24 protein-coding genes are annotated in these 24,712 nt (G+C 57.4%); 7 read left to right on the top strand and 17 right to left on the bottom strand.

Features of this window, described 5'->3' with window-relative positions; translation table 11 throughout:
* Positions 1–77 precede the first annotated feature (77 nt).
* On the bottom strand, positions 78–1,025 hold the full coding sequence (rluC, locus tag ACMWL8_RS06160) for a 23S rRNA pseudouridine(955/2504/2580) synthase RluC (protein ID WP_028012713.1): 948 nt from the start codon (positions 1,023–1,025) through the stop codon (positions 78–80).
* 572 nt (positions 1,026–1,597) lie between these two features.
* On the opposite strand from rluC, the gene rne reads away from it, so the two are divergent.
* The gene (rne, locus tag ACMWL8_RS06155) at positions 1,598–4,705 is read left to right on the top strand and encodes a ribonuclease E (protein WP_241276962.1); all 3,108 of its coding nucleotides are present in this window, start codon (positions 1,598–1,600) and stop codon (positions 4,703–4,705) included.
* A 41-nt stretch (positions 4,706–4,746) separates the two neighbouring features.
* Here rne and ACMWL8_RS06150 read toward each other — a convergent pair whose 3' ends face one another.
* On the bottom strand, positions 4,747–5,685 hold the full coding sequence (locus ACMWL8_RS06150) for a LysR family transcriptional regulator (protein ID WP_045261645.1): 939 nt from the start codon (positions 5,683–5,685) through the stop codon (positions 4,747–4,749).
* A gap of 109 nt (positions 5,686–5,794) precedes the next feature.
* Here ACMWL8_RS06150 and ACMWL8_RS06145 point away from each other — a divergent pair, with 109 nt between their 5' ends.
* On the top strand, positions 5,795–7,009 hold the full coding sequence (locus ACMWL8_RS06145; protein ID WP_045261646.1) for an MFS transporter: 1,215 nt from the start codon (positions 5,795–5,797) through the stop codon (positions 7,007–7,009).
* 75 nt (positions 7,010–7,084) lie between these two features.
* Here ACMWL8_RS06145 and flgL read toward each other — a convergent pair whose 3' ends face one another.
* The 11 genes from flgL to flgB form a co-directional block, all read right to left on the bottom strand.
* Positions 7,085–8,038: a flagellar hook-associated protein FlgL gene (gene flgL, locus ACMWL8_RS06140; RefSeq protein WP_041910520.1), complete on the bottom strand. Its 954-nt coding sequence runs from the start codon at positions 8,036–8,038 to the stop codon at positions 7,085–7,087.
* A 14-nt stretch (positions 8,039–8,052) separates the two neighbouring features.
* Positions 8,053–9,693, bottom strand: a complete 1,641-nt coding sequence (gene flgK / locus ACMWL8_RS06135; RefSeq protein WP_045261647.1) for a flagellar hook-associated protein FlgK — start codon at positions 9,691–9,693, stop codon at positions 8,053–8,055.
* A gap of 75 nt (positions 9,694–9,768) precedes the next feature.
* Entirely contained in the window at positions 9,769–10,722 is a 954-nt protein-coding gene (gene flgJ / locus ACMWL8_RS06130; protein ID WP_045261648.1) for a flagellar assembly peptidoglycan hydrolase FlgJ, read from the bottom strand.
* The gene (locus ACMWL8_RS06125) at positions 10,722–11,813 is read right to left on the bottom strand and encodes a flagellar basal body P-ring protein FlgI (RefSeq protein WP_028012706.1); all 1,092 of its coding nucleotides are present in this window, start codon (positions 11,811–11,813) and stop codon (positions 10,722–10,724) included. The genes flgJ and ACMWL8_RS06125 overlap by 1 nt, the downstream gene beginning before the upstream one ends.
* A 12-nt stretch (positions 11,814–11,825) precedes the next feature.
* Positions 11,826–12,524: a flagellar basal body L-ring protein FlgH gene (flgH, locus tag ACMWL8_RS06120; protein ID WP_410396266.1), complete on the bottom strand. Its 699-nt coding sequence runs from the start codon at positions 12,522–12,524 to the stop codon at positions 11,826–11,828.
* Positions 12,525–12,581: 57 nt separating this feature from the next.
* Positions 12,582–13,364, bottom strand: a complete 783-nt coding sequence (gene flgG / locus ACMWL8_RS06115) for a flagellar basal-body rod protein FlgG (RefSeq protein WP_000625853.1) — start codon at positions 13,362–13,364, stop codon at positions 12,582–12,584.
* Between the two features lie 11 nt (positions 13,365–13,375).
* The gene (locus ACMWL8_RS06110; protein WP_028012705.1) at positions 13,376–14,131 is read right to left on the bottom strand and encodes a flagellar basal body rod protein FlgF; all 756 of its coding nucleotides are present in this window, start codon (positions 14,129–14,131) and stop codon (positions 13,376–13,378) included.
* A gap of 20 nt (positions 14,132–14,151) precedes the next feature.
* Complete coding sequence (gene flgE, locus ACMWL8_RS06105; RefSeq protein ID WP_041910523.1) at positions 14,152–15,360, bottom strand: flagellar hook protein FlgE; 1,209 nt, start codon at positions 15,358–15,360, stop codon at positions 14,152–14,154.
* Positions 15,361–15,386: 26 nt separating this feature from the next.
* Entirely contained in the window at positions 15,387–16,097 is a 711-nt protein-coding gene (gene flgD / locus ACMWL8_RS06100; RefSeq protein ID WP_045261649.1) for a flagellar hook assembly protein FlgD, read from the bottom strand.
* Between the two features lie 11 nt (positions 16,098–16,108).
* On the bottom strand, positions 16,109–16,513 hold the full coding sequence (gene flgC, locus ACMWL8_RS06095; protein ID WP_013097138.1) for a flagellar basal body rod protein FlgC: 405 nt from the start codon (positions 16,511–16,513) through the stop codon (positions 16,109–16,111).
* 3 nt (positions 16,514–16,516) lie between these two features.
* Positions 16,517–16,933 carry a flagellar basal body rod protein FlgB gene (flgB, locus tag ACMWL8_RS06090; RefSeq protein WP_008500815.1) on the bottom strand — a complete coding sequence of 139 codons (417 nt, stop codon included), beginning with the start codon at positions 16,931–16,933 and terminating at the stop codon, positions 16,517–16,519.
* A 157-nt stretch (positions 16,934–17,090) separates the two neighbouring features.
* Here flgB and flgA point away from each other — a divergent pair, with 157 nt between their 5' ends.
* The 3 genes from flgA (at position 17,091) to flgN (ending at position 18,567) form a co-directional block, all read left to right on the top strand.
* Entirely contained in the window at positions 17,091–17,750 is a 660-nt protein-coding gene (flgA, locus tag ACMWL8_RS06085) for a flagellar basal body P-ring formation chaperone FlgA (RefSeq protein ID WP_028012702.1), read from the top strand.
* 93 nt (positions 17,751–17,843) lie between these two features.
* Positions 17,844–18,137 (top strand): flagellar biosynthesis anti-sigma factor FlgM, encoded by a 294-nt coding sequence (flgM, locus tag ACMWL8_RS06080; RefSeq protein WP_014883360.1) that lies wholly within the window; start codon positions 17,844–17,846, stop codon positions 18,135–18,137.
* Positions 18,138–18,141: 4 nt separating this feature from the next.
* Positions 18,142–18,567, top strand: coding sequence for a flagella biosynthesis chaperone FlgN (gene flgN / locus ACMWL8_RS06075; protein WP_028012701.1), 426 nt, complete (start codon positions 18,142–18,144; stop codon positions 18,565–18,567).
* A 59-nt stretch (positions 18,568–18,626) separates the two neighbouring features.
* Here flgN and murJ read toward each other — a convergent pair whose 3' ends face one another.
* From murJ to rimJ, 4 genes are all read right to left on the bottom strand, one after another.
* Positions 18,627–20,162 (bottom strand): murein biosynthesis integral membrane protein MurJ, encoded by a 1,536-nt coding sequence (gene murJ, locus ACMWL8_RS06070; protein ID WP_028012700.1) that lies wholly within the window; start codon positions 20,160–20,162, stop codon positions 18,627–18,629.
* A 129-nt stretch (positions 20,163–20,291) separates the two neighbouring features.
* Positions 20,292–21,215: a Gfo/Idh/MocA family protein gene (locus tag ACMWL8_RS06065; RefSeq protein WP_045261650.1), complete on the bottom strand. Its 924-nt coding sequence runs from the start codon at positions 21,213–21,215 to the stop codon at positions 20,292–20,294.
* Positions 21,216–21,217: 2 nt separating this feature from the next.
* Complete coding sequence (locus tag ACMWL8_RS06060) at positions 21,218–21,865, bottom strand: YceH family protein (RefSeq protein ID WP_045261651.1); 648 nt, start codon at positions 21,863–21,865, stop codon at positions 21,218–21,220.
* A 9-nt stretch (positions 21,866–21,874) separates the two neighbouring features.
* Positions 21,875–22,459 carry a ribosomal protein S5-alanine N-acetyltransferase gene (rimJ, locus tag ACMWL8_RS06055; RefSeq protein ID WP_013097146.1) on the bottom strand — a complete coding sequence of 195 codons (585 nt, stop codon included), beginning with the start codon at positions 22,457–22,459 and terminating at the stop codon, positions 21,875–21,877.
* A gap of 236 nt (positions 22,460–22,695) precedes the next feature.
* On the opposite strand from rimJ, the gene mdtH reads away from it, so the two are divergent.
* Both mdtH and ACMWL8_RS06045 read left to right on the top strand, forming a co-directional pair.
* A complete protein-coding gene (mdtH, locus tag ACMWL8_RS06050; RefSeq protein WP_045261652.1) occupies positions 22,696–23,904 on the top strand; it encodes a multidrug efflux MFS transporter MdtH in 1,209 nt (402 codons plus the stop codon).
* A 123-nt stretch (positions 23,905–24,027) separates the two neighbouring features.
* Positions 24,028–24,588, top strand: coding sequence for a lipoprotein (locus tag ACMWL8_RS06045; protein ID WP_028012696.1), 561 nt, complete (start codon positions 24,028–24,030; stop codon positions 24,586–24,588).
* Positions 24,589–24,712 lie beyond the last annotated feature (124 nt).

The following is a 24,712-nucleotide window of genomic DNA, read 5'->3' as shown; positions in this document are numbered from 1 at the left end:
TATGCCCAGCGGCGCTTCGCTTGCATGGGCCTACGGGTTTCGTAGGCCGGGTAAGCGCAGCGCCACCCGGCACATAATCAGCCGCGCAGAACCTTCAGGCAGCGTTTCAACTGCTCGTCCAGCGGCGCTTCAATACGGATAACTTCCCCGGTATTAGGATGGGTAAACTTCAACGCTGCCGCATGCAGGAACAGACGCGACAGGCCCGTGCCCGCCAGCTGTTTATCAAATTCCCGGTCGCCGTAGCGGTCATCAAACGCAATCGGATGGCCCGCAAACTGGGTATGCACGCGAATCTGATGGGTACGCCCCGTCACCGGACTGCAGCGCACCAGCGTGGCAAACTCGTAGCGCTCTTCAACCTTAAAGCGCGTCTCCGACGGTTTCCCTTCCTGGCTCACGCGCACAATGCGCTCGCCGCTTTGCAGAATGTTCTTCAGCAGCGGGGCCTGCACCACCTTCACGTGGGACTGCCACTGACCGCGCACCAGCGCCAGATAATCTTTCTGCATGCCCTTCTCACGCAGCTGCTCGTGCAGGGAACGCAGCGCTGAACGCTTTTTCGCTACCAGCAGCACGCCTGAGGTATCACGGTCCAGGCGGTGAACCAGTTCGAGGAAACGGGCTTCCGGACGCAGCGCACGTAACCCTTCAATCACGCCGAAGCTCAGACCGCTACCACCGTGGACCGCGGTACCCGATGGCTTATTCAGCACCAGAATATGATCGTCCTCATAAAGGATGACATCGCTCAGGGCCGCGACTTTTTGCAGCTTCGGCGACACCACCTCTTCTTCACGTTCAGCCACGCGAACCGGTGGAATACGCACTTCATCACCGGCTTCGAGCTTATACTCAGGCTTCACGCGTTTTTTATTCACCCGCACCTCGCCCTTACGCAGGATGCGGTAAATCATACTCTTTGGCACGCCCTTCAGTTGGGTGCGCAAGAAGTTATCGATGCGTTGCCCCGCGTAGTCATCCGCGATAGCAACCATTTTTACGGCTGGAGTCTCTGTTTTCATGGTTGGCGATTCTAAATATCGTCAGCCATTAGCGCCACTCATTTTTCTATGCTTATATTTACTTTTATCCGGCCTGCGCCCCGTTTCACGCAATCGATTTGGTGGTTATTAAACCAATCACCACCTTGAGGTGAAGAAACTGTGAGTAACCGGGTGATAATTGGTAAAAGTCATCTTGCTATAACCCGGCGAGCAGTGGAATAATGGGGCTGTTTTCCGCGTTAAATCCGGGTTTTGTAAGGATGTCGACGGAATGACCAATTTTGTCTGACCGATCATCCACGCAGCAATGGCGTAAGACGTATTGATCTTTCAGGCAGTTAGCGGGCTGCGGGTTGCAGTACTTCCCGGTATAAGGATTGTTCTCTGGAGAGTTCTACCCAGGCAATTCCCCTGATAATTGCGCTGTGTTTCCGTATGAAATACAGGCAACCGACACTCTGCGCCTCTTAAGCGAGCGACAACCGTGAGGTTGGCGACGTGAACAGACACGAGGCCATCGGTTCATACCCCGGAAAGCGTCACCTTGCCCGCAGCTTTGTCGTCAATGTAAGAATAACGAGTAAGTTACGATGAAAAGAATGTTAATCAACGCAACTCAGCAAGAAGAGTTGCGTGTCGCCCTTGTGGATGGGCAGCGCCTGTACGATCTGGATATCGAAAGTCCTGGACACGAACAGAAAAAAGCGAACATTTACAAAGGTAAAATCACCCGCATTGAACCAAGCCTTGAAGCTGCATTTGTCGATTACGGTGCTGAGCGTCATGGTTTCCTCCCTCTGAAAGAAATCGCCCGCGAATATTTCCCTGCAAACTACAACGCCCATGGCCGCCCAAACATCAAAGATGTTCTGCGTGAAGGTCAGGAAGTTATCGTTCAGATTGATAAAGAAGAGCGCGGCAACAAGGGTGCCGCACTGACCACCTTTATCAGCCTGGCGGGGAGCTATCTGGTGCTGATGCCAAACAACCCGCGCGCGGGGGGCATCTCTCGCCGTATCGAAGGTGATGACCGTACCGAGCTGAAAGAAGCGCTGGCAAGCCTTGAGCTGCCGGATGGCATGGGGCTTATCGTACGTACCGCGGGCGTGGGCAAATCTGCCGAAGCGCTGCAGTGGGACCTGAGCTTCCGTCTGAAGCACTGGGAAGCTATCCAGAAAGCCGCAGAAAGCCGCCCTGCTCCGTTCCTGATCCACCAGGAAAGCAACGTTATCGTGCGTGCCTTCCGTGATTACCTGCGTCAGGACATCGGTGAGATTCTGATCGATAACCCGAAAGTGCTTGAGCTGGCTCGCCAGCACATCGCCGCGCTGGGTCGTCCGGATTTCACCAGCAAAATTAAACTGTACACCGGTGAAATCCCGCTGTTCAGCCATTATCAGATCGAATCCCAGATCGAGTCCGCCTTCCAGCGTGAAGTGCGCCTGCCGTCCGGCGGTTCTATCGTTATCGATACCACCGAAGCGCTGACCGCTATCGACATCAACTCCGCGCGTGCAACCCGCGGCGGGGACATCGAAGAGACGGCCTTCAACACCAACCTTGAAGCCGCTGATGAAATCGCCCGCCAGCTCCGCCTGCGCGACCTGGGCGGTCTGATTGTTATCGACTTCATCGACATGACCCCTGTTCGCCACCAGCGCGCGGTTGAAAACCGCCTGCGTGAAGCGGTGCGTCAGGATCGCGCGCGTATCCAGATTAGCCACATCTCGCGCTTCGGCCTGCTGGAGATGTCCCGCCAGCGTCTGAGCCCGTCGCTGGGTGAGTCCAGCCATCACGTCTGCCCGCGCTGCTCCGGCACCGGTACCGTGCGTGATAACGAATCTCTGTCTCTCTCTATCCTGCGTCTGATTGAAGAAGAAGCGCTGAAAGAGAACACCAAAGAGGTTCACGCCATTGTGCCTGTGCCGATTGCCTCCTACTTGCTGAACGAAAAACGTGCAGCGGTCAGCGCAATCGAAGCGCGTCAGGGCGGCGTTCGCTGCATCATCGTGCCAAACGACCAGATGGAAACCCCGCACTATCACGTGCTGCGTGTCCGTAAGGGCGAAGAGACCAGCACCCTCAGCTACCTGCTGCCGAAGCTGCATGAAGAAGAGATGGCGCTGCCTTCCGATGAAGAACCTGCCGAGCGCAAACTCCCAGAGCAGCCTGCGTTAGCGACCTTCATTATGCCTGAAGCCCCACCGGAAGCGGCGCTGGAAAAACCGGCAGCCAAACCGGCGGCGCAGAAACCAGAAGCCGCGGCCGCGAAAGTCCAGCCGGCGCAAACGGGTCTGCTGAGTCGCTTCTTCGGCGCGCTGAAGAAGATGTTTGCGGGTGAAGAAGTTCAGCCAGAGCAGCCGAAAGAAGAACCTAAAGCTGCCAAACCTGAACGTCAGCAGGACCGTCGCAAGCGTCAGAACAACCGCCGCGATCGTAACGACCGCAGCGACCGTAACGAGCGTCGTGACAGCCGTTCAGACAATAACGAAGGCCGTGAACAGCGCGAAGACAACCGTCGCAACCGTCGCGAGAAACAGCAGCAGAATGTTGAAGATCGTGAAATTCGCCAGCAGGCGGGCGATGAGTCCGAGAAGAGCAAGCAGCGCGACGAGCAGCAGCCACGCCGCGAACGCAACCGTCGTCGTAACGACGAGAAGCGTCAGGCGCAGCAGGAAGTTAAAAACCTGAACCGCGAAGAGCCCGCTGAGCAGCAGGACGGCGAGCAGGAAGAACGTACTCAGGTGATGCCTCGTCGTAAGCAGCGCCAGCTGGCACAGAAAGTGCGCATTGGTGCGGCTCCGGTAGAAGAAACCACCGTAGTTGCGGCTGAAGCGGCAGAAACCGCAACAGGCACGCAGGTTGCAAAAGTTGACCTGCCAGCCGTTGTGGACAATAACGTTGAGCAGGATGAAAACGGTGAAAACCGTGACAACGCAGGTATGCCGCGTCGCTCCCGCCGTTCTCCGCGTCATCTGCGCGTAAGTGGCCAGCGTCGTCGTCGCTACCGTGACGAGCGTTATCCGACTCAGTCTCCAATGCCTTTGACCGTGGCGTGCGCGTCACCAGAAATGGCATCCGGCAAAGTCTGGATCCGTTATCCGGTCGCTCGCCTGGAGCAGGCTGTTGAAGAGCAGGCTGTGACCGAAGAGGTGATTGCTCCTGTAGCAGCGGTTGAAGATGCTATGACCGAAGCAGCAACCGTGGTTGAACCTCAGGTTGTTGAAGCGGCAGAACCACACGCAGTGGACGTCGAAACTACCCATCCTGAAGTGATTGCCGCGCCGGTTGATGCCGCACCGCAGATTATCGCCGAAGAAGATGTCGTGGTGGCTGAGGAAGTCGCTGAAGAAGCTGAACCAGTAGCCGCAGTGGAAGAAGCCGCTGAAACCCTCGTCGAAACCACCACTGAAGAAATCGTTCAGGACGTTGAGATTCAGGTTGAACCGGTTGTTGAAGAAGCGAAAGCGCCTGAAGTGGAGCCAGAGCCGGTTAAGGTTGTTACCGCTCCTGCGCCTGCTCACGTTGCGACAGCGCCGATGACGCGCGCTCCGGCACCAGAGTATGTGCCTGAAGCACCGCGTCACAGCGACTGGGTTCGCCCGGCGTTCAGCTTTGACGGTAAAGGCGCTGCAGGCGGTCACAGTGCAACGCATCAGGCGACTGCACCAGCGACGCGTCCACAGCCTGTCGAATAACGACGCAGAAAGTAAAAAGCCGACCTTCGGGTCGGCTTTTTTTATGGCTGCTGCACGGGCTTTCTCATCCCGGTGACCTCCGGCATGATCTGCCGCATTAGCTCCAGAAATCGCCGCAAGCGCGCCGGATAATACCGGGACCAGGGGTAAACCAGATGCACCGGTAACGCCGCCGGCTGCCACTCTGGCAGCAAATGTACCAGCCGACCTTCCCGGATATCATCCTGTACCGTCCAGCTGGATACTACCGCCACGCCAAGACCGGTGAGTGCCGTATTGCGTGCGACATACAGACTGTCGGTGCTCAGGCGTGGGGTAATTATCACGCGCGCGGTGGCGGATGATGCCTCGTGAAAAAGCTCCACATGGCGCTGGTAGAAAGAGCTGATGGCAATCCAGGGAAGCTGCTGCAGATCCTCCGGGGTGTTAACCGTCGGAAAGCGGTCCAGCAATGCCGGAGAAGCCACCACCGAGCGCGGTACTTCGGCCAGCAGCACGGACACGGTCGCCGGGTCGACTTCCATTCCCACCCGAATAGCGCAGTCAAGGTTGTCGCCCAGAAAATCAGCCGACCGATCGTTGAGCATCCACTCAATAGAAAGCTGCGGATAACGCTGTAGAAATTCGGTTAGTGGTTTCAGGAGCTGATCCTGACCAAACGCATGCGGTGCCCGCACCCGCAGCACGCCTACAGGTTCATCTTCCGTCTGCCCCACCTCATCTTCCAGCGCCAGCCAGCTGTCAATTACCCGGCGGGCATGCTGATAGCAGCGCTCCCCGTCATCCGTCAGCCGCGTCGTGTGGGTGGTGCGCAACATCAGACGCACGCCCAGCATTGTCTCAAGCGACTGCAGCCGCCGGCTCACCGTGGCCTGGGTGGTGTCCAGCTGCCGTGCCGCCGCAGAAAGGGAACCCGCCTCCACAATGCGGACAAACGTCCGCATCAGCTCTACCCTGTCTATACGCTCAACTCTTTTCATTTACTTTTCATCTATACGTTCAACGTATAAGCGTTTTACCACCGCGCTCGCTACCGCCGCAAGGCGTACTGATGAAAAATAGCCTCACACGATGAATGAGGAACGTCTTATGAATACAACAACCGCCGCCCATGCCGTAAGCCGCTGGGTAATCTTAATGCTGGCGCTCGGTGCAGGCTTCAGCGTGGCATCCATCTATTATGCCCAGCCTCTGCTGCCTCTGATGGGCGCCGACCTTCACCTGAGTATCGAAGGAATGGGCCTGGTCCCGACCCTCACCCAGGCGGGATATGCCTTAGGGATCCTGTTCCTGCTGCCGCTCGGCGATCGCCACGACCGCAGAACATTAATCCTGATAAAGAGCGCGGCCCTGGCGCTGTTCCTGCTGGGCTGTAGCCTGACCGGACAGATCCACTCCCTGCTGCTGGCAAGCCTGCTCATCGGCATGGCCGCCACCATGGCGCAGGATATTGTCCCGGCTGCGGCAATCCTTGCGCCGGAAGGCAAACAGGGGAAAACCGTGGGTACGGTGATGACCGGTCTGCTGCTGGGCATTTTGCTCTCCCGAACCGTCAGCGGCGTGGTGGGCGAAGCGTTTGGCTGGCGCGTGATGTATCAGCTGGCTGCGGCAAGTATTGCGTTTATCGGCGTGGTAATGTGGGCCGTACTCCCTCGTTTCGCCGTTCACTCCACGCTGAGCTATCCCGCTCTGCTGCGCTCGATGGAACATCTGTGGCGTCGCTATCCCGCTCTGCGCCGTGCCGCGCTGGCCCAGGGTTTTCTGTCGATAGCCTTTAGCGCCTTCTGGTCTACGCTTGCGGTCATGCTGCTGGAACGCTATCACCTCGGGAGTGCCGTCGCCGGTGGTTTTGGTATCGCAGGTGCAGCCGGTGCGTTGGCAGCCCCGCTGGCGGGCGGCCTGGCGGATAAACTGGGTGCCGGGAAAGTCACGCAGCTTGGTGCCGTCCTTGTGACCGTCTCGTTTGCCCTGATGTTCCTGATGCCTGCCCTGGGAGTTCACGGACAGCTGATTCTGATTGCCGTCTCTGCTATCGGGTTCGATCTGGGCCTGCAGTCCAGCCTGGTCGCGCACCAGAATCTGGTTTACAGCCTTGAGCCACAGGCACGGGGTCGTCTGAACGCCCTGCTCTTTACCGTGATCTTCATCGGCATGGCGTTGGGTTCCGCGTTAGGCAGCAATATTTACACGCTGGCTGGCTGGACGGGCGTGGTTGCGCTGGCAACGGTTTGCGGCATCATTGCGCTGGCAATCCGTATGATTGAAAGCGCGCGGGTCGCCTCGGCACCAGCAGAAATGGCATAAAAAAAATGCCCAATCCAGACGGATTGGGCAGTAAAACATGCCCAGTTTCAAGACATGTTCCAAGAGGTCAAGATGTTATTTGTTCAGCTGGAACAGAGACATGCCCTGCATATCGCTAAACGCTTTATAAGAAGCCTGCAGGGCCGCCTGCTGCATGGTGTAAGAGGAAATCGCTTCGTTCCAGTCCACGTCCACCAGGTCGCTCATCTGCTTAGTCTGACCCAGCGCGCGGTCGTCACCCAGGGTATCGAGTTTTTCCAGTTCGTTCAGTTTAGTACCCACATCCGCAACGACCGTCAGGACGTTGTTTTGAGCGTTTTTAATACCGATCTGCGCGTTGGAAATCACCTGACCTTGCGCGGCGGCTGCGGCCGGATCGTTCTCAATCGGCGTTTTCAACGAAGCAATGGCGGAATCAAGGATTTTAAACATGTTGGTATCGCCATACCCACCGCCCGGCAACTCTTGTGCATTGCTGGTAATGCTCTCAAAGATCTGCTGGCCGGTATGGCTGATCGCCATGTTTCGCGCCGTATCGACCTGCTGAGTGATCGCCTCAGTACCACCATTGTAGGTGCCGGTTGCGGCATCAAACGGTGCACTCTCGGTTTTGTATCCCGCAAAGATAAAGCGACCATTGCCATCCGTCGTGTTAGCCAGGTTCATCAGCTGGTCGCGGATCCCCTGGATATCGGTCGCCAGAGAGAGACGGTCGTCATCGCTTAAGGTGCCGTTTGACGCGTAGACCAGCTTCTCACGCACGCTTGATAAAGCGGTGTTCACCTGGGTCAGCACGTTATCTTCCAGCGACACTTTTTGCGTGGCAAAGGTGCGCGCTAACGCGAACTGGCTGTTTTGAGACTGAGACTGTGACAGCACAATAGACTGTGAAGCCGCGATAGGATCGTCCGACGGACGGTTAACGCGCTTGCCGGTGGACATTTGTTCACCGTAGCTCAGCCATCTGCTCTGGGAATCGGTGATCCCGCGCATGTTCTGTTCGTACATCATCTGGGTGCTAATACGCATTTTTCACCTCAACCTTAACGAATGTTGATAATTGCATCGAAGAGCGTACTGGCAGTCTGAAGCACCTGCGCGTTGGCGAGGTAATACTGCTGATAACGCTGCAGGTTGCCATACTCTTCGTCGAGGTTTACCCCAGAGATGGTCTGCTGCTGCTTAATTAACTGCGTTTCCACATTGGCTTTCGTCTGGCTACTGACTTTCAGTGAAGCGGTGGTGCTCCCTACGGTGCTCACCAGTGAGGCATAGGCATCGTTAAAGGTTTTGTTCCCGCCAACCACTTTGCTGTTTTGCAGATCGAGCATTTTCTGCCCGTTGCGGTTGTCGCTCTCACCGCCGTTCTGCACCGCGGCCATAGCCAGTTTGGATTCGTCACTGATGGACAGTTCCATGTTCATGATGACGTCAGAGACGGGCTTCACGGTAAAGCTGTCTTTGGCGTTGGCCGAACCGCTGACGTTCACGTTGAGACCGTCAAAAGACAGATTGCCGCTGGCATCCGGGCTCATGGTAAAGCTGGTCTTGTCCGACGTGCGGGTGATGGTCCAGTCGGTGCCGTTAAACTGCAGCTTATAGTCCGTTGCCTGAACTTTGGTGCTGTCCGCAACGGTGGCATTGACGACCGCCGTGCCGCTATTTTTGCTGTTGGAAAGCACAGCCGGAGAACCGAAGCCGAACAGCTTGCCGCCCGCATCGCCGTTGGCATCAAAGCCGGCCTCGTGCTGCTTGTTCATCGCGTCGGCAAACGCCAGCGCCATCTGGTTCAGGTTATTACGAGCCTTATCCAGATCTTCCGCGCGGAAGGTCAGCAAACCGCCTAACGAACCGGTGGTGATCATCTTTTCCGGGATCTCGACATTACCCGCAACTTCATCGACGTAGGCGATAGTGGTGCGGGAAGGATCGGCGCTGGACTTCACGGCAGCCAGCTGGTTAGCTTTGCTGCCCTGCACCAGGCTGTAGCCGTTGCCGAAAGAGATGTTATACGTGCCGCTATCCTGCACAGAGACTTCCACGCCCACGATTTTGTTCAGCTCAGTGACGAGCTGATCGCGCTGGTCGAGCAAATCATTCGGGGATGCGCCCGCGCCAACGCCGGTCAGACGGGAGATCTGATCGTTCAGGTTGGCAATCTGTTTGGCGTAGTTGTTGATCTGCGACACGCTGGTTGAAATCGCGGTATTCACCTGCGAATCCTGGTCGCGAAGATACTGATCGTTAGTTTTAAACTGGTTAACCAGACCATCCGCTTTTCCCAGCACCGTCTGACGCGCAGCCGGGTCTTCCGCGTTGCTCACCAGCGTTTGCAGGCTCTTAAAGAAATCCTGCAGAGTGGTGGAAAGCGAGTTGGTGGTATCGGAGAGCACATCGTCAATTTTTGACATCTGCTGATAGCGCGTGGTCAGGCCGCTGCTTTGGGTCTGCGCGGCGCGCAGCTGGTTGGTGATGAAAGCGTCATATTCACGCTGGACACCGGAGACATACACCCCGTTACCCACCCAGCCACCGCCGGTCAGCGTGCTGTTAGATGCACCCAGCACCGTCGTCTGGCGGGTGTAACCTGCCACGTTATAGCTTGAAATATTATTACTGACGATATTGAGTGCCGACTGCGCGGCACTGAGGCCACTCATGGCGCTGTTAATCAAACTGGACATGGGGGTTCCTTTTATACGTTCAGACACGAGTCCTGATGAAGGTTATCGGCAACCTCCACCGGGACTTGAGAACTTTCAGAACAGATTTTCAATATCTGTGCTATAGGCTTTACTGACCTTCTCGCCCATGGATTTCAGCTGCTGGATCATGCTGGTAAGCTTGCGCGCGTAGTTCGGGTCGGTCGCGTAGCCCGCGTTTTGCAGGGCCTGAGCGCCCTGCTCCGCCGTTGCCGCCTGCGTAACGGCGGTATAACGCGGATTTCGGCTCAGCAGGCCTACATAATCGGATAAGGCTTCCAGATACGAGCTGTAGACGCGGAATTTGGCTTTCACCTTCACCGCCGCGCCGTTCTCGTATTCCGTAGTCGTGATCTCGGTGGTCGGCCCCTTCCAGCTGGAGGTGGCCTTCACGCCGAAGATGTTGAAGCTCGGGTCGCCGTTTTCCTTGCGGATCTGGCGCTGACCCCAGCCCGATTCCAGCGCGGCCTGGGCCAGAATCAGGTGGTGAGGCACGCCGCTCTGTTCACTGGCAAGCCGTGCCGGCAGAGAAAGCTGCGCCAGGAAGTCTTTGCTGTCACCGGAGAGCGCCTCGTCGCCGCTGCCCGTTGCCTTCGGTATCGCTTTACGCACCATCTGCGTCAGCGCCTGGTTCTGATAACTGGTCACCGTTTCGAGGTCGAACTTCATCGGCACCTGCTGCGGCTGCTCTTCTGGCTGAACACCCTGTGCGGCGGCGGTCTGTTTGACAATCATGTCAGCCAGACCGAGGCCTTTACCGGCGGTCATCTGCTGCGCAATCTGCTGGTCGTACATGCTGGTATAAAGACGCGTTGAATCGCTGCTGAACATCCCGTCTTTCGGCAGGGTTTCGCGCATGCTCTTCAGCATCATCTGTACAAACATCCCTTCCACCTGGCGGGCAACCGGGCGGATATTCGCCGCCGGGTCTTTACCTGCTTTGGCTTTCAGTTCGTTGAGCGACTGGGCATCCCAGGCGGCACTGGTCAACAGTTTGCTATCGGTCAACATTAGATGATTTCCAGTTTGGCGCGCAGGCAGCCCGCGCTTTGCATCGATTGCAGAATGGACATCAGATCCATCGGCGTCGCGCCCAGCGCGTTCAGGGCACGCACCACGCTGTTCAGGTTGGCGCTGGAGCGCACGCTCTGCAGGGAACCGCCGCTCTGGCGTAAATCAATCTGCGTTTGCGGCGTCACTACCGTCTGGCCGCCACCAAACGGTGTATCCGGCTGGCTGACGTTGGCGGAACGGTTAACCGTCACCGACAGGTTACCCTGCGCCACGGCACAGCTATCCAGCGACACTTCCCGGTTCATCACCACGGAGCCCGTACGGGAGTTGATGATCACTTTGGCATCCTGCACCGGCACGTTCACTTCCAGATTCTGGATATCCGCCAGCATGCGCACCTGGTTGCTGCTGCCGGTGGAGGTGCGGATCTGCACGGTACGCGCATCCAGTGCCGTGGCATTGCCATAGCTGCGGTTGATGGTGTCGGCAATCTGCTGCGCCATCGTGAAGTCTTCATTATTCAGCTGCAGGTTGATGGTGTTGCCCGCGCCAAACTGGGTCGGCAGTTCACGCTCGATGATCGCACCGTTGGTGATGCGCCCGCCGTTCAACTGGTTCACCTGGACGCTGCTTCCGCCAGCGGATGCGCCTGCCCCGCCGACCAGGATGTTCCCCTGCGCCAGCGCGTAGACCTGGCTGTCGACGCCTTTCAGCGGGGTCATCAGCAGCGTACCGCCGCGCAGGCTTTTGGCGTTACCCATTGAGGAGACCACCACGTCAATGGTCTGCCCCTGGCGCGCAAACGCCGGGTAGGAGGCAGTGACCATAACCGCGGCCACATTTTTTAGCTGCATGTTGGTTCCCGCCGGCACGGTAATGCCGAGCTGGGAAAGCATGTTGTTTAAGCTTTGGGTGGTAAACGGCGTCTGGGTCGTCTGGTCACCGGTACCGTCCAGCCCCACCACCAGGCCATAGCCAATCAGCGAGTTCCCGCGGACGCCCTGAACGCTGGTGAGATCTCGAATGCGATCGGCCTGGGCAAACGTTGCGACAAGAACCAGCGCTGCGGCGAAGATCGATTTAAACATGGGTCACCTCGCTTACATCGGCGATAAATTAAGGAAGAAGCGCTGCAGCCAACCCATATTCTGCGCTTCATTAATGTAGCCGTTACCGACGTACTCAATGCGCGCATCCGCCACCTGGGTGGACGGAACGGTGTTGGTGCCGCTGATGGTGCGTGGATTCACCACGCCCGAGAAGCGAATGAATTCAGTGCCCTGGTTAATGGCGATCTGTTTTTCACCCACGACGTGTAAATTGCCGTTAACCAGCACCTGGTCAACCGTGACCGTCAGCGTACCGCTGAAGGTGTTGCTGGCGTTCGCGCCACCTTTACCGTTAAAGGTGTTGCCGCCGGAGGCCTCAACATCCGCACGGGCATTGCCGAACAGGCCCTGCAGATAGCGTGGAACGGTGTCAAAGCCAAAATTGGTTTTGCCATCGCGGCTGGCGTTCGCCGACGAGCTCTTGCTCGCGCTGACGTTTTCCTGCAGCACAATGGTCAATGTATCGCCGACATTACGCGGGCGGCGATCTTCAAACAGCGGCTGATAGCCGTAGTTAATCGGCTGCGCGGTCTGGAAAATGGAGCCGTTTACAACTGGCGCAGGGCCAGGAACGGGTTGGGCAGTCGTCGCACCCTGGACCAATGGTTTAGATGGGATCAAAGCGCACCCGCTGAGGGTGACGGCCAGAACAGCCAGTATCGGATAACGAAACGCCGCGTTTTTTTGCATTGCCTTCATCTTCGAAAACAGGGAGCCGGTGCGGGGTTTACCGCACCGGGCTACACCTTAGAGTTGCGTCAGTTTCTGCAGCATCTGATCGGTCGTAGAGACTGCTTTACTGTTAATTTCATACGCGCGCTGGACCTGGATCATATTCACCAGCTCTTCCGCCACGTTCACGTTGGAGGTTTCGACATACCCCTGGTACAGCAGCCCCGCACCGTTCAGGCCTGGCGTACTTTCATTTGGCGTGCCGGAGGATTGCGTTTCGGTGTAGAGGTTCTCACCAATGCTTTCCAGACCGGTATCGTTCATGAAGGTGGTCAGGTTGAGCTGGCCGACCTGGACCGGAGCGGCCTGCCCCTGCTGGGTCACGCTCACGATGCCGTCGCGGCCGATGGTAATGCTCAGGGCGTTCGCCGGAATGGTGATCGCAGGCTGAACCTGGAAACCGCCCGCCGTCACCAGCTGACCGTTCTGATCGACCTGGAAGGAACCGTCACGGGTGTAGGCAGAGGTCCCGTCAGGCAGCTGCACCTGGAAGAAGCCCTGGCCTTTGATCGCCACGTCTTTGCTGTTGTTGGTCTGAGACAGGTTGCCCTGGCTGTGCAGACGCTCGGTCGCCACCGGGCGAACGCCGGTACCGATCTGCAGGCCTGACGGCAGCGTCGTCTGTTCAGAAGACTGCGCGCCCGGCTGGCGGATGGTTTGATAAAGCAAATCTTCGAAAACGGCGCGCTGACGCTTGAAACCATTGGTGCTCACGTTTGCCAGGTTGTTGGCAATCACATCCATGTTGGTTTGCTGCGCGTCCAGGCCAGTTTTCGCGATCCATAAAGAACTGATCATAAAGAGTCCTGTTAACTCATCGACAGAAGTTGGTTAGCCTTGCCCGCGTTTTCGTCCACGCTGCTGATAATTTTCATCTGCATTTCAAAACGACGGGCGCTGGCGATCATGTCGCTCATAGCGGCTACCGGCTTAACGTTGCTGCCTTCCAGAACGCCGGACATCACGCGGATGCTCGGATCGGCCTGTAATGTGGCACCACGGGTAGCCTGAGCTGCCTGGGTCAGACGGAACATGCCGTCGTCGCCGCGCTGCACCTCTTTGCCTTCCGCTTTGACCAGCTTCAGACGCCCGACGGGGGCAACGGTGTTGGCCGGATCGCCCGGGTTCAGCGCCGAGATGGTGCCGTCCGCGGCGATGGTCAGCTCAGAGCCTTCCGGCACGGTCAGCGGGCCCGCTTCACCCATCACCGGATGCCCCTGAATCGTCAGCTGGCCGGTCGCGCTGACCTGGATATTCCCGTTACGGGTATAGCCTTCGCCACCGTCCGCCGTTTGCACCGCCAGCCAGCCGTCCTGCTGCAGAGCAACGTCCAGCGGGCGTGAGGTGTAATCCATCTGCCCTGGCGTCATGTCTGCGCCCGGGGTGGATGCCGCCACCAGCGTACGGGTCGGCAGGGAGAGCCCTTCCACCGGCACCGCGCGCAGCGCATTCAGCTGCGCGCGAAAGCCCGGCGTAGAGGCGTTTGCCAGGTTGCTGGCGGTAACGGCCTGCTGGCTGAGCGTCTGACTTGCCGCGCCCATCGCGGTATATATTGCGTGATCCATTGCGCTTTCCTGTTAGCCGCTTAACGCAGGTTAACCAGCGTGTTGAGGATCTGATCCTGGGTCTTGATGGTCTGCGCGTTCGACTGGTAGTTACGCTGCGCGACAATCATGTTCACCAGTTCTTTACTCAGGTCCACGTTTGAGGCTTCCAGCGCGCCGTTGGTCAGCGTGCCGAAGTTACCGGAGCCCGCGGTGCCCAGCAGGGCAACACCGGAAGACTGCGTGGCAGACCAGACGTTATCGCCTTCAGATTTCAGACCTTCGTTGTTGGCGAAGTTTGCCAGCACGATCTGGCCCAGCACCTGAGTCTGCTCGTTGGAGTAGTTCCCGACGACGGTGCCGTCATCGTTAATCTGATAGCTCACCAGGTCGCCCGGCTTGAAGCCGTTCTGATTGGTTGCCACGATATTGTTTGCACCGGTGTTCTGCTGCATGGAGTTAGCAAAACTCATCGCGAAGGTCGCCGGGTCTGCACCTGGGATAGTCGCGGTAGTGATGTTGATGTTTCCACCCCCGATCAACGTACCGTTATTATCGAAGGTCAAGGTCGTGGCCACTGCCGCCGCGCTGCCTGCCACGCTGCCGTCCTGGGCATACACTTTCCAGGAGTTAGCCGGGGTCGCATCTTTGACGTAAAACAGGTTCATGTTGTGCGCATTACCCTGGCTATCAAAGACGGTTACCGTACCTTTTTTGTTGTAGGTATCCGGGTTGGCCGGATCGAAGGCGGCGGTTGGTGCAGCATCGGTGGAGTTGAGGTTAATCTGCTGGGAAGCCGTGGTGGTGGACTTCGCGGCCATCAGCGTGGTCGGGATATTAATCGCCTGTGGATTCGCACCGGTCTGAACCGTTGATGGCGTTCCGGCAACCGGATACCCCGTTAATTGCATCCCCTGCATGTTCACCAGGTTACGGTTTTCGTCCAGCTTGAACTGGCCGTTACGGCTGTAGAACACCGAGCCGTTTGCATCGACCATACGGAAGAAACCGTTCTGGCTGATGGCAACGTCCAGGCCACGACCGGTGTTGGTGGTGGTACCGTCGGTAAAGTCCTGAGTGATGCCCGCAACTTTTACGCCCAGACCCACTTTGGAACCGGCAAACATATCTGCAAAAGACGCAGAACCGGATTTGAAACCATAGGTCGCGGAGTTGGCGATGTTGTTGCCAATGACGTCCAGGTTGGTGGCCGCAGCATTCAGGCCGCTGACCGCTTGAGAAAAGGCCATGACTTACTCCTGATAAGTGTTAAGGCTTAGATAATCTGCCGAACTTCGTCGAGTGTGGTGGTACCGGAAGTACCCAAATCCAGTTTGTTGCCGTCGCCCCCTTTAATCACGCCCTGAACCAGCGCGAACTGCAGCGACTGCGCCACCAGTTGGGTCGTCCCGTTGCTGGCGCTAATCGCGACTTTGTAGGAGCCATTTGGTGCTTTCGTGCCGTCGGTCAGGCTGCCGTCCCAGGTAAAGGTGTGAACGCCCGCTTTCAGCTCGCCGATGTCGATGGTGCGAACCACGGCGCCGGTTGAGTCGGTGATCGTCGCCGTCACTTTGTCAGCCGCCTGCTGCAACTCAACGCCGAACGGCGTAGTGGTGGTGGTCGATGTACCGTCGGTGGTGCTGGTGCCCGCCAGGATCGTGGTCCCCGGGATCATCACGCCGTGACCAATCAGGCTTGCCGCCTGCAGGGACTGAGCGCTGTTAATCTGACCGGAGACGGAACCGAGGGTGGTGTTCAGTTTCTCAATGCCGCTCACGGTACTGATCTGCGCAAGCTGCGTGGTCAGTTCGTTGTTCTGCATTGGGTTAGTCGGATCCTGGTTCTTAAGCTGCGCAACCAGCAGCGTCAGAAAACTGCTCTGCAAATCGGAGGCATTGCTTCCCGTCAGGGAGCTGGAGCTTGTCGAACTTTTGGTGTTGTTAACACCCGTGTTCGTCGGATCATTCACATTTACGGCGATGGACATGCATGTCTCCTTTACTGGCCGAGAGTGAGTGTTTTGAGCATCATGCTCTTCACGGTATTAAGCACTTCGACGTTCGCCTGGTAGCTACGGGACGCCGACATGGAGTTCACCATCTCGCCTACCACATCCACGTTTGGCATCTTCACGTATCCGTTAGCGTCCGCGAGCGGGTTACCGGGCTCATACACCAGCTTGTCCGGCGCCTGGCTCTCAACCACGTCAGACACCTTCACACCGCCCGTTGCCGCGCCTGGCGCAGCGTCGACCTGAAACACAACCTGTTTGGCACGATAAGGCTGTCCGTCAGGTCCGGTCACGCTGTCGGCGTTCGCCAGGTTACTGGCGGCCACGTTCAGACGTTTGGACTGGGCGGTTAACGCCGAGCCGGCGATATCAAAAATATTCAGCAAGGCCATTTATCAGTTGCCCCCCTGCAGGACGTTCATCATGCCTTTGATTTGTCCGCCGAGTACGGTCAGGCCCGTCTGGTATTTCAGGCTGTTATCGGCAAACTGCGTACGCTCCCGGTCCATATCCACGGTGTTACCGTCGAGTGAAGGCTGGTCAGGGATGCGATAAAGTAAATCGGTCGCTGGCGCGGTCATCGCCTGAGCGGGAATATGGCGAGAGGATGTCATGGCGAGTGCAACACCCGTTCCTTCGGCACGTCCACGCTCCATCACCTTTTTGAGCTCACTGGAAAAATCAATATCGCGCGCCTGATACCCGGGCGTATCGGCGTTAGCGATGTTGGCGGCTAAAATCTCCTGCCGCTGGGCGCGTAAATTGAGCGCTTCCTGCTGAAAACGTAACGCGGCGTCGAGTTTATCGAGCATGTCTCCTCCGCTGATGGCAAAATTTCAGTTCACAGCTTAAATCTCACCCGGTCTCCCCTATCGACGGAATAAGCACAAAATGCGTCGCTATTTATTCCGTTGATGCAAAACCACTGCAGGTAGAATTCATCCAACTCTGGAAACGGTGGAACTTGCGATGCAAACGTTAAAACGTGGCCTGATGGCAACCTTCTTGCTGTTTAGCCCTCTGGTGAATGCCGGGGATTTACAGGATGCGCTGACGAATTTTTTTGCCCAGAAGCTGGCGGGCTTTAGCGATGACGTTAACGTGACCATCCGCACGCCGCCGAATCTGTATCCGACCTGCGAGCAACCGTCATTCAGCGTGACGGGGACCACGAAGCTGTGGGGCAATGTGAACGTCCTGGCACGCTGCGCCAACGAAAAACGCTATTTACAGGTTGCAGTTCAGGCGACGGGCAATTATGTTGTCGCCGCCGTACCCATTGTGCGTGGCAGCGCGCTGCAGGCAAACAGCGTGACGTTAAAGCGCGGGCGTCTGGATCAGCTCCCGCCGCGGACAATGCTTGACATTAACCAGGCACAGGACGCCGTCAGCCTGCGCGATGTCGCGCCGGGCCAGCCGATTCAGCTCTCCATGCTGCGCCAGGCGTGGCGTGTCAAAGCGGGACAGCAGGTGATGGTCGTTGCCAACGGAGACGGCTTTAGCATCAACAGTGAAGGGAAAGCGTTAAACAATGCCGCGGTAGCGCAAAACGCCCGCGTCAGAATGTCCTCAGGCCAGGTGGTGAGCGGAACCGTCGATTCTGATGGGAATATTCTGATTAACCTATAATCTTTTTAAAGATTTCGCGGCGCGTGCCGATAAATATTCCACTAATGATGATGTCAGGCGCAAACGCCGCGAACCCTCGATGAGGACAACACTATGAGCATTGATCGTACATCAGCCCTGAAGCCGGTAAGCGCTGTACAGCCTCGCGAAACGAACGACGCTACCCCTCAGAAAACGCGTCTGGAAAAACCGTCAACGTCTAACAGCACCAGCGTGACCCTGAGCGATGCCCAGGCAAAACTGATGCAGCCAGGCAGCAACGATATCAATATGGAACGTGTTGAAGCGCTGAAAACGGCTATTCGCAACGGTGAGCTGAAAATGGACACCAGCAAAATCGCTGATGCCCTGATTCAGGAAGCACAGAGTTTCTTACAGAGTAACTAACCGTATGAGTCGACTGTCAGAAATACTGGATCAAATGACGGTTGTCCTGAACGACCTGAAAACGGTAATGGATGCTGAACAACAGCATCTCTCTTCCGGTCACATTAACGGCAGCGCGCTGCAGCGTATTACTGAAGATAAGAGTTCGCTGCTGGCCACGCTGGATTATCTGGAGCAGCAGCGCCGCGCCGAGCAGGACTCGAAGCGCAGCGCCAATGACGATATTGCTGAGCGCTGGCAGACCATTACCGAAAAAACCCAGCATCTGCGCGATCTCAACCAGCATAACGGCTGGCTGCTTGAAGGCCAGATAGAGCGTAATCAGCAGGCGCTTGAGGTGCTGAAGCCGCATAAAGAAACCGGACTGTACGGCGCGGATGGTCAGACGGCGACGGCACGTATTGCGGGTGTAAAAAAGATTTCGATTTGACGCGTAAGCGACAAATCTTGCAGTGGGGAGCACCCTGAGGTGAACTCCCCTTTTGGCGTTTATGCCGTCCGGCGGGTAAACTCTTTCACTTTGAAGCCCAGCACGGCGAGCGTAGCAAAATACGCTACCACCCCAACGCCCACCACGGCCATCAGCCGCATCAGACGATAAGGCATCGTGCCCAGAGACCACTCCGGCATGACGTACATCATCCCGATGAGTGCCGCAGACATCACCAGCACCGCCACGACCAAACGCACGAGGAAACTTGCCCACCCCGGCTGCGGCGTAAAGATATCCTGCTTGCGCAGCTGCCAGTAAAGCAGCCCGGCATTCAGACAGGCCGCCAGACCAATAGACAGCGACAGGCCGGCATGCTTCAGCGGGCCGATAAATGCCAGGTTCATCAGCTGCGTCATAATCAGCGTTACAATGGCAATTTTCACCGGCGTTTTAATGTCCTGACGTGAATAGAACCCCGGTGCCAGCACTTTGACGACAATCAGCCCCATCAATCCCACCGAGTAAGCGACCAGCGCGCGCTGGGTCATCGCGGCGTCAAACGCGGTGAATTTCCCGTACTGGAACAGCGACACCGTCAGCGGCTTGGCGAGGATCCCCAGCGCCACCGCGCTTGGCAGGGCCAGCAGGAAGCAGAGACGCAGGCCCCAGTCCATCAGGCGGCAGTATTCGTCATGGTTGCCGCTGGCAAAGCTTTTCGACAGCGACGGCAGCAGGATGGTCCCCAGCGCCACGCCCAGCACGCCGGACGGGAACTCCATCAGGCGGTCAGCGTAGTACATCCACGAGACGGAACCCGACACCAGGAAAGAGGCAAAAATGGTGTTGATAATCAGCGAGATCTGGCTGACGGAGACGCCAAGAATGGCGGGCCCCATCTGCTTGATAACGCGCATCGCCCCGGCATCTTTCAGGTTGATGCGCGGCAGCACCAGCATGCCGATTTTCTTCAGATGCGGCAGTTGATACGCCAGCTGCAGCACGCCGCCTACGGTGACCGCCCAGGCCAGGGCCAGCACCGGCGGGTTGAAGTGCGGCGCGGCGAACAGCGCAAAACCGATCATGCTGACGTTGAGAAACGTCGGCGCAAACGCCGGAACGGAGAAGCGGTTCCAGGTGTTCAGGATAGCCCCCACCAGCGAGGCCAGCGAGATCAGCAGAATATAGGGGAAGGTAATGCGCAGAAGCTGCGAGGTCAGCGCAAATTTATCCGCCGTGTCGGCAAAGCCGGGCGCGGTCACCATAATGACCCAGGGCGCGGCCAGCATACCGACTACCGTCACCACGGCCAGCGCCAGCGTCAGCAACCCGGAGACATAAGAGACAAACACGCGCGTCGCGTCTTCACCCTGCTTGCTTTTATATTCCGCCAGAATAGGCACAAACGCCTGGGAGAACGCCCCTTCAGCAAAAATGCGACGCAACAGGTTCGGCAGCTTGAACGCCACGAAAAAGGCGTCCGTTGCCATCCCTGCACCAAAGACCCTTGCCACAATGGCATCGCGCGCAAAACCGAGAACGCGAGAGAACATGGTCATCGAGCTGACGGCCGCCAGCGATTTTAATAAGTTCATTAACGTGAATTTCCAGAACCATACGGATTTATAGACCGGGAAAGCACAAGCGCCACCCGGCAAAGCCAACAAGCGGCGCTTAGTCTAACCCGATTTCAACGAATTACTATCCGCAGATGTTACAGCGAGTTATTCACTCATGGCCTCGCGCCAGAGCCGTTCTACAATGCGCTGAGCCAGAATAGCCTGCTCGCCGGACGTTTCAGGAACCGTCTGATTTTGCACGCAGGTGATAAAGTGGCGGGCACATCCTGCGAAACCTCGTTGCTCCAGAGTGCTTTGCCAGCCGGGGACCGGCTGCATCACCACGCCGCCGCCCTTCTCTTCCCGCCATTCACGCATGTCGGTAACGTCGTACAGCGCGCCGCCGGTTACCGCCTGCACGGATTCCCGCTGGCTGCCCGCGCGGCGGTGCATGCTGGTGGTGACCTGAAGATGCTCAACGGCAAAATGGTGTTCCGCATACACCATCTGCCCCTGTTCGTTGGTGACAAGAGTGCCGCTTTTCAGCAGCGCTTCGCCGTTAGCCAGCCACAGCGCGGTGTCCACCACGTGGAGGTAGTCATCGAGAAGGGTAAAGCGCAGATCGTTTGGTCCCACGCTGTCGGTGCGGTGCTTATCCATGCGCAGCGAGGCCATATTGCCGGACTGCGCCTTCAGCTGCTGGTAAAGCGGCGCGAAGCGGCGGTTGAAACCGACCATCAGCGTCAGTTTTTTACGTGCCGCCAGCTCAATCAGCCGTTCAGCGTCCTGAACATTTTCCGCCAGCGGTTTATCCACGCAGACGTGAACCCCCGCATTGAGCAACTCGCTCACCACCTGATAGTGGGTTGCCGTTGAGGTATGCACAAAGACCGCATCGCACTCGCGGGCCAGATCCTGGAGCGATGCCGCATACGGGATACGCCAGGTTTCACAGATACGTTCTGCCTTTTCTCGGGTGGGTGACCATGCCCCTTGCAGCGTCCAGTCAGACGCAGCGCCCAATACGGGCAGCCAGGCTTTCTGCGCAATACCGCCCAGCCCCACCACGCCAATGCGTAATTTTTTCACCGTTAGTCTCCCAAATGTGCCAGCAGTGCATCCAGACGCTGTTTCAGCCCGGCCACCTCGTCTTCCAGCGCCTCTACGCGCGCGGCAAGGTCGTCACGGGTTGCAGGGCTCGATTCCGTCGCCGCGCTTGCGGCGTCAACGTCGCCGCTGAAGAGATGCATGTAGCGGCTCTCACGTTTACCCGGCTCGCGCGCCAGGCGCACCACGAAAGGGCCATCCTCACGCACGGCCAGCCCTTCCAGGGTCTGCTCGACTTCCTGCATGTCACTGAACTCATGCATTCGGGAAGCGCGCGTTCGCAGTTCCCCCGGCGTTTGCGCCCCGCGCAGCAGCAGCGTGGTAATAACCGCCACTTCCGCGCTGTTCAGCTTCAGATCGCCAAATTCGGAGTTACAGAAGCGCTGCTCGTATTTGGTCACGCGGTTGCCGAAGCCGCTGACGGTGCGCAGATAGTGGCGCTTCACCAGCGCATCCAGCACGTCCTGAACCTCATGCTCGCTGAGATTCATCACCGGCTCGCGGTTGGTCTTCTGGTTGCAGGCCATGGTCACGGCGTTAACAGATAGCGGATACTGCTCCGGCGTGGTGACCTGTTTTTCGAGTAAGCACCCAATCACGCGCGCTTCCGTACCGTTTAGCTGATACTTCATCTTTTCTCCTTAACGACCTGCGGTCCAGTCACGGGTGGTTAATGCCGTCAGAACGTGGTCGCGCCACTCTCCGTCTATCAGCAGATAGTCTTTGGCATAACCCTCTTTCTCAAACCCTAAACGCGCCAGCAAATTCCCGCTGCGCTGATTATGCGGCATGTAGTTCGCCATAATGCGATGGATATGCTGCGTGCGTTGCATATAGCGGATGGCTACCGTTAACGCCTCGTACATCAGCCCCTGCCCCTGCCATTTCTGGCCGATGGAATAGCCAAGGTAGCAGGCGTGAAACGATCCCCGTACCACGTTTGAAAAATTGGCGATCCCGATAATCTCTTTCTCTTCTGGATCCAGCAGCGCGAAATAAAACGCGCTGCCCTGCTTATGAAATTCAGCGATCATGCTGAGGCGTGCCTGCCAGCCGGAGGGGTAACAATGGCTCTCATCCCGAACGGGTTCCCAGGGTTTTAAAAACTGGCGATTCTCGGCGTAATAATCCGCCAGACGCCAGGCATCACGCTCATGCACAAGACGAACGACCAGCCTGTCCGTTGTCAGACGCACTTTTGGCACATTACTGCGATAGCCAAACATCAATACCACTCCTTCCCGTCACTTCAGCTTACCCATTAGCTTTACTATACCTGCGCCCGTGCCGTCTGTGAAAACAGTGACATACCATTTTGACCTCTTTTCACATTTTTCGATGAGAACTCTCTATCAAAGCACCGTTTTGATAAAAAAATATTGTCGCGCCCGGGGGTGGGAAAAAACGCGGCGACACCGCAGAATGTTAGCGTGCTCACCTTCTTATTTTCCCTGGAGGGAAAATGTCCCGCGTATCACAGGCCAGGAGCCTGGGTAAATATTTCCTGCTCGTCGATAACATGCTGGTCGTGCTCGGCTTTTTTGTTGTGTTCCCCCTCATCTCGATCCGCTTTGTCGATCAAATGGGCTGGGCGGCATTAATGGTTGGGATTGCCCTGGGGCTACGTCAGTTTGTCCAGCAGGGGCTGGGCGTCTTTGGCGGCGCGATCGCTGACCGCTTTGGCGCTAAACCGATGATCGTGACCGGTATGCTGCTCCGCGCGGCAGGCTTTGCCACGATGGCGATCGCCCAGGAGCCGTGGCTGCTGTGGTTCTCCTGCTTTCTCTCCGGTATCGGTGGCACCCTGTTTGACCCGCCGCGCACCGCGCTGGTGGTAAAGCTGATTCGTCCTCAGCACCGCGGCCGCTTCTTCTCCATTCTGATGATGCAGGACAGCGCCGGGGCGGTTGTTGGCGCCCTGCTGGGCAGTTGGCTGCTGCAGTACGATTTCCGTCTGGTTTGCGCGGCCGGGGCGGTGCTGTTTATTCTGTGCGCCCTGTTTAACGGCCTCTACCTTCCGGCCTGGAAGCTGTCGACGGTAAAAGCCCCGGTGCGCGAGGGGCTAGGACGCGTCCTGCGCGACAGGCGTTTTGTCACCTACGTGTTGACCCTGACCGGCTATTACATGCTCGCCGTACAGGTGATGCTGATGCTGCCAATCATGGTGAACGATATTGCGGGCACGCCTGCTGCCGTAAAATGGATGTACGCCATCGAAGCCTGCCTGTCATTAACGCTGCTTTATCCGATTGCCCGCTGGAGTGAACGGCGTTTTCGCCTGGAGCATCGCCTGATGGCCGGGCTATTTCTGATGACGCTGAGCATGATGCCGATCGGTCTGGTAAACACGCTTCAGCAGCTTTTTACGCTGATCTGCACCTTCTATATCGGCTCCATCATCGCCGAGCCCGCCCGCGAAACGCTGAGCGCCTCGCTTGCGGATGCGCGTGCGCGCGGCAGCTATATGGGCTTCAGCCGCCTGGGTCTGGCCTTTGGCGGTGCGCTGGGTTACGCCGGCGGCGGCTGGCTGTTCGATGCCGGCAAAGCGCTGAACCAGCCTGAACTCCCCTGGATGATGCTCGGCGTGGTGGGCGTCATGACGCTTCTCGCCCTGTGGTGGCAGTTCAGCCAGAAGCGCAGCGCGAGCGGCATGCTCGAGCCTGGCGCGTAGCCTTTCCCTCGGGCGGGAGCCTCTCCCGCCCCACTTCTCAGTTTTTTCTGCTGGTTTCTGCCCATTCACGCTGACATACTGGCGTAACAGGACAGAAGCGCCGATTTTTCGTTGAGGAGCACTATGAAGAAAATTGTCTTAGCCGCGGCATTCGTTGTCAGCGGTCTGCTGGTCGGCTGTAACCAGCTTACGCAATACACCGTCAGTGAGCAGGAAATTAATCAGGCGCTGGAAAAACATAACAATTTCTCTAAAGACATTGGCGTGCCGGGGCTGGCCGATGCCCACATCGTGCTCACCAATCTCACCAGCCAGATTGGTCGCGAAGAGCCGAATAAAGTCACTCTCGCAGGCGATGCCGCGCTTGATATGACGTCCCTTTTTGGCAATCAGAAAGCCAACATCAAGCTCAAGCTGAAGGCGCTCCCCGTTTTCAACAAAGAGAAAGGGGCGATATTCCTGCAGGAGATGGAAGTGGTCGATGCGCAGGTTTCGCCGGACAAAATGGCGCCGGTACTGCAAACCCTGATGCCCTATCTGAACCAGTCGCTGCGAAACTACTTTAACCAGCAGCCGGCGTACGTCTTAAGCGAAGACAACAGCAAGGGTGAAGCCCTCGCGAAGAAATACGCAAAAGGGATAGAGGTGAAACCGGGAGAGATCGTTATTCCTTTCACCGATTAACCTTAAGGGCGCTGCGGCGCCCTTTTTTTTACGGAAAAGTGTGCAAACGAAAACGTTTCCGCTTATGATTTGTGTCCGGCAAAAACAGCCATCCTTATGACTGATTCCTGACAAGCCGGAGCTT

This window comes from Enterobacter sp. 04-C-12-SI-ECC (genome assembly GCF_047530715.1).
In the GTDB taxonomy this organism is placed as follows: Bacteria; Pseudomonadota; Gammaproteobacteria; order Enterobacterales; family Enterobacteriaceae; genus Enterobacter; species Enterobacter bugandensis.
This window is presented reverse-complemented; position numbering and strand designations above follow the sequence as displayed.

Coding starts and splice junctions, on each gene's coding strand:
- mdtH (WP_045261652.1), top strand. CDS start 22,696: ATGTCCCGCGTATCACAGGCCAGGAGCCTGGGTAAATATTTCCTGCTC.
- rne (WP_241276962.1), top strand. CDS start 1,598: ATGAAAAGAATGTTAATCAACGCAACTCAGCAAGAAGAGTTGCGTGTC.
- ACMWL8_RS06110 (WP_028012705.1), bottom strand. CDS start 14,131: ATGGATCACGCAATATATACCGCGATGGGCGCGGCAAGTCAGACGCTC.
- flgN (WP_028012701.1), top strand. CDS start 18,142: ATGAGTCGACTGTCAGAAATACTGGATCAAATGACGGTTGTCCTGAAC.
- flgE (WP_041910523.1), bottom strand. CDS start 15,360: ATGGCCTTTTCTCAAGCGGTCAGCGGCCTGAATGCTGCGGCCACCAAC.
- flgJ (WP_045261648.1), bottom strand. CDS start 10,722: ATGTTGACCGATAGCAAACTGTTGACCAGTGCCGCCTGGGATGCCCAG.
- flgM (WP_014883360.1), top strand. CDS start 17,844: ATGAGCATTGATCGTACATCAGCCCTGAAGCCGGTAAGCGCTGTACAG.
- rimJ (WP_013097146.1), bottom strand. CDS start 22,459: ATGTTTGGCTATCGCAGTAATGTGCCAAAAGTGCGTCTGACAACGGAC.
- ACMWL8_RS06045 (WP_028012696.1), top strand. CDS start 24,028: ATGAAGAAAATTGTCTTAGCCGCGGCATTCGTTGTCAGCGGTCTGCTG.
- flgL (WP_041910520.1), bottom strand. CDS start 8,038: ATGCGTATTAGCACCCAGATGATGTACGAACAGAACATGCGCGGGATC.
- flgA (WP_028012702.1), top strand. CDS start 17,091: ATGCAAACGTTAAAACGTGGCCTGATGGCAACCTTCTTGCTGTTTAGC.
- ACMWL8_RS06150 (WP_045261645.1), bottom strand. CDS start 5,685: ATGAAAAGAGTTGAGCGTATAGACAGGGTAGAGCTGATGCGGACGTTT.
- murJ (WP_028012700.1), bottom strand. CDS start 20,162: ATGAACTTATTAAAATCGCTGGCGGCCGTCAGCTCGATGACCATGTTC.
- flgC (WP_013097138.1), bottom strand. CDS start 16,513: ATGGCCTTGCTGAATATTTTTGATATCGCCGGCTCGGCGTTAACCGCC.
- rluC (WP_028012713.1), bottom strand. CDS start 1,025: ATGAAAACAGAGACTCCAGCCGTAAAAATGGTTGCTATCGCGGATGAC.
- flgB (WP_008500815.1), bottom strand. CDS start 16,933: ATGCTCGATAAACTCGACGCCGCGTTACGTTTTCAGCAGGAAGCGCTC.
- flgG (WP_000625853.1), bottom strand. CDS start 13,364: ATGATCAGTTCTTTATGGATCGCGAAAACTGGCCTGGACGCGCAGCAA.
- flgK (WP_045261647.1), bottom strand. CDS start 9,693: ATGTCCAGTTTGATTAACAGCGCCATGAGTGGCCTCAGTGCCGCGCAG.
- ACMWL8_RS06125 (WP_028012706.1), bottom strand. CDS start 11,813: ATGTTTAAATCGATCTTCGCCGCAGCGCTGGTTCTTGTCGCAACGTTT.
- ACMWL8_RS06060 (WP_045261651.1), bottom strand. CDS start 21,865: ATGAAGTATCAGCTAAACGGTACGGAAGCGCGCGTGATTGGGTGCTTA.
- ACMWL8_RS06145 (WP_045261646.1), top strand. CDS start 5,795: ATGAATACAACAACCGCCGCCCATGCCGTAAGCCGCTGGGTAATCTTA.
- flgD (WP_045261649.1), bottom strand. CDS start 16,097: ATGTCCATCGCCGTAAATGTGAATGATCCGACGAACACGGGTGTTAAC.
- flgH (WP_410396266.1), bottom strand. CDS start 12,524: ATGCAAAAAAACGCGGCGTTTCGTTATCCGATACTGGCTGTTCTGGCC.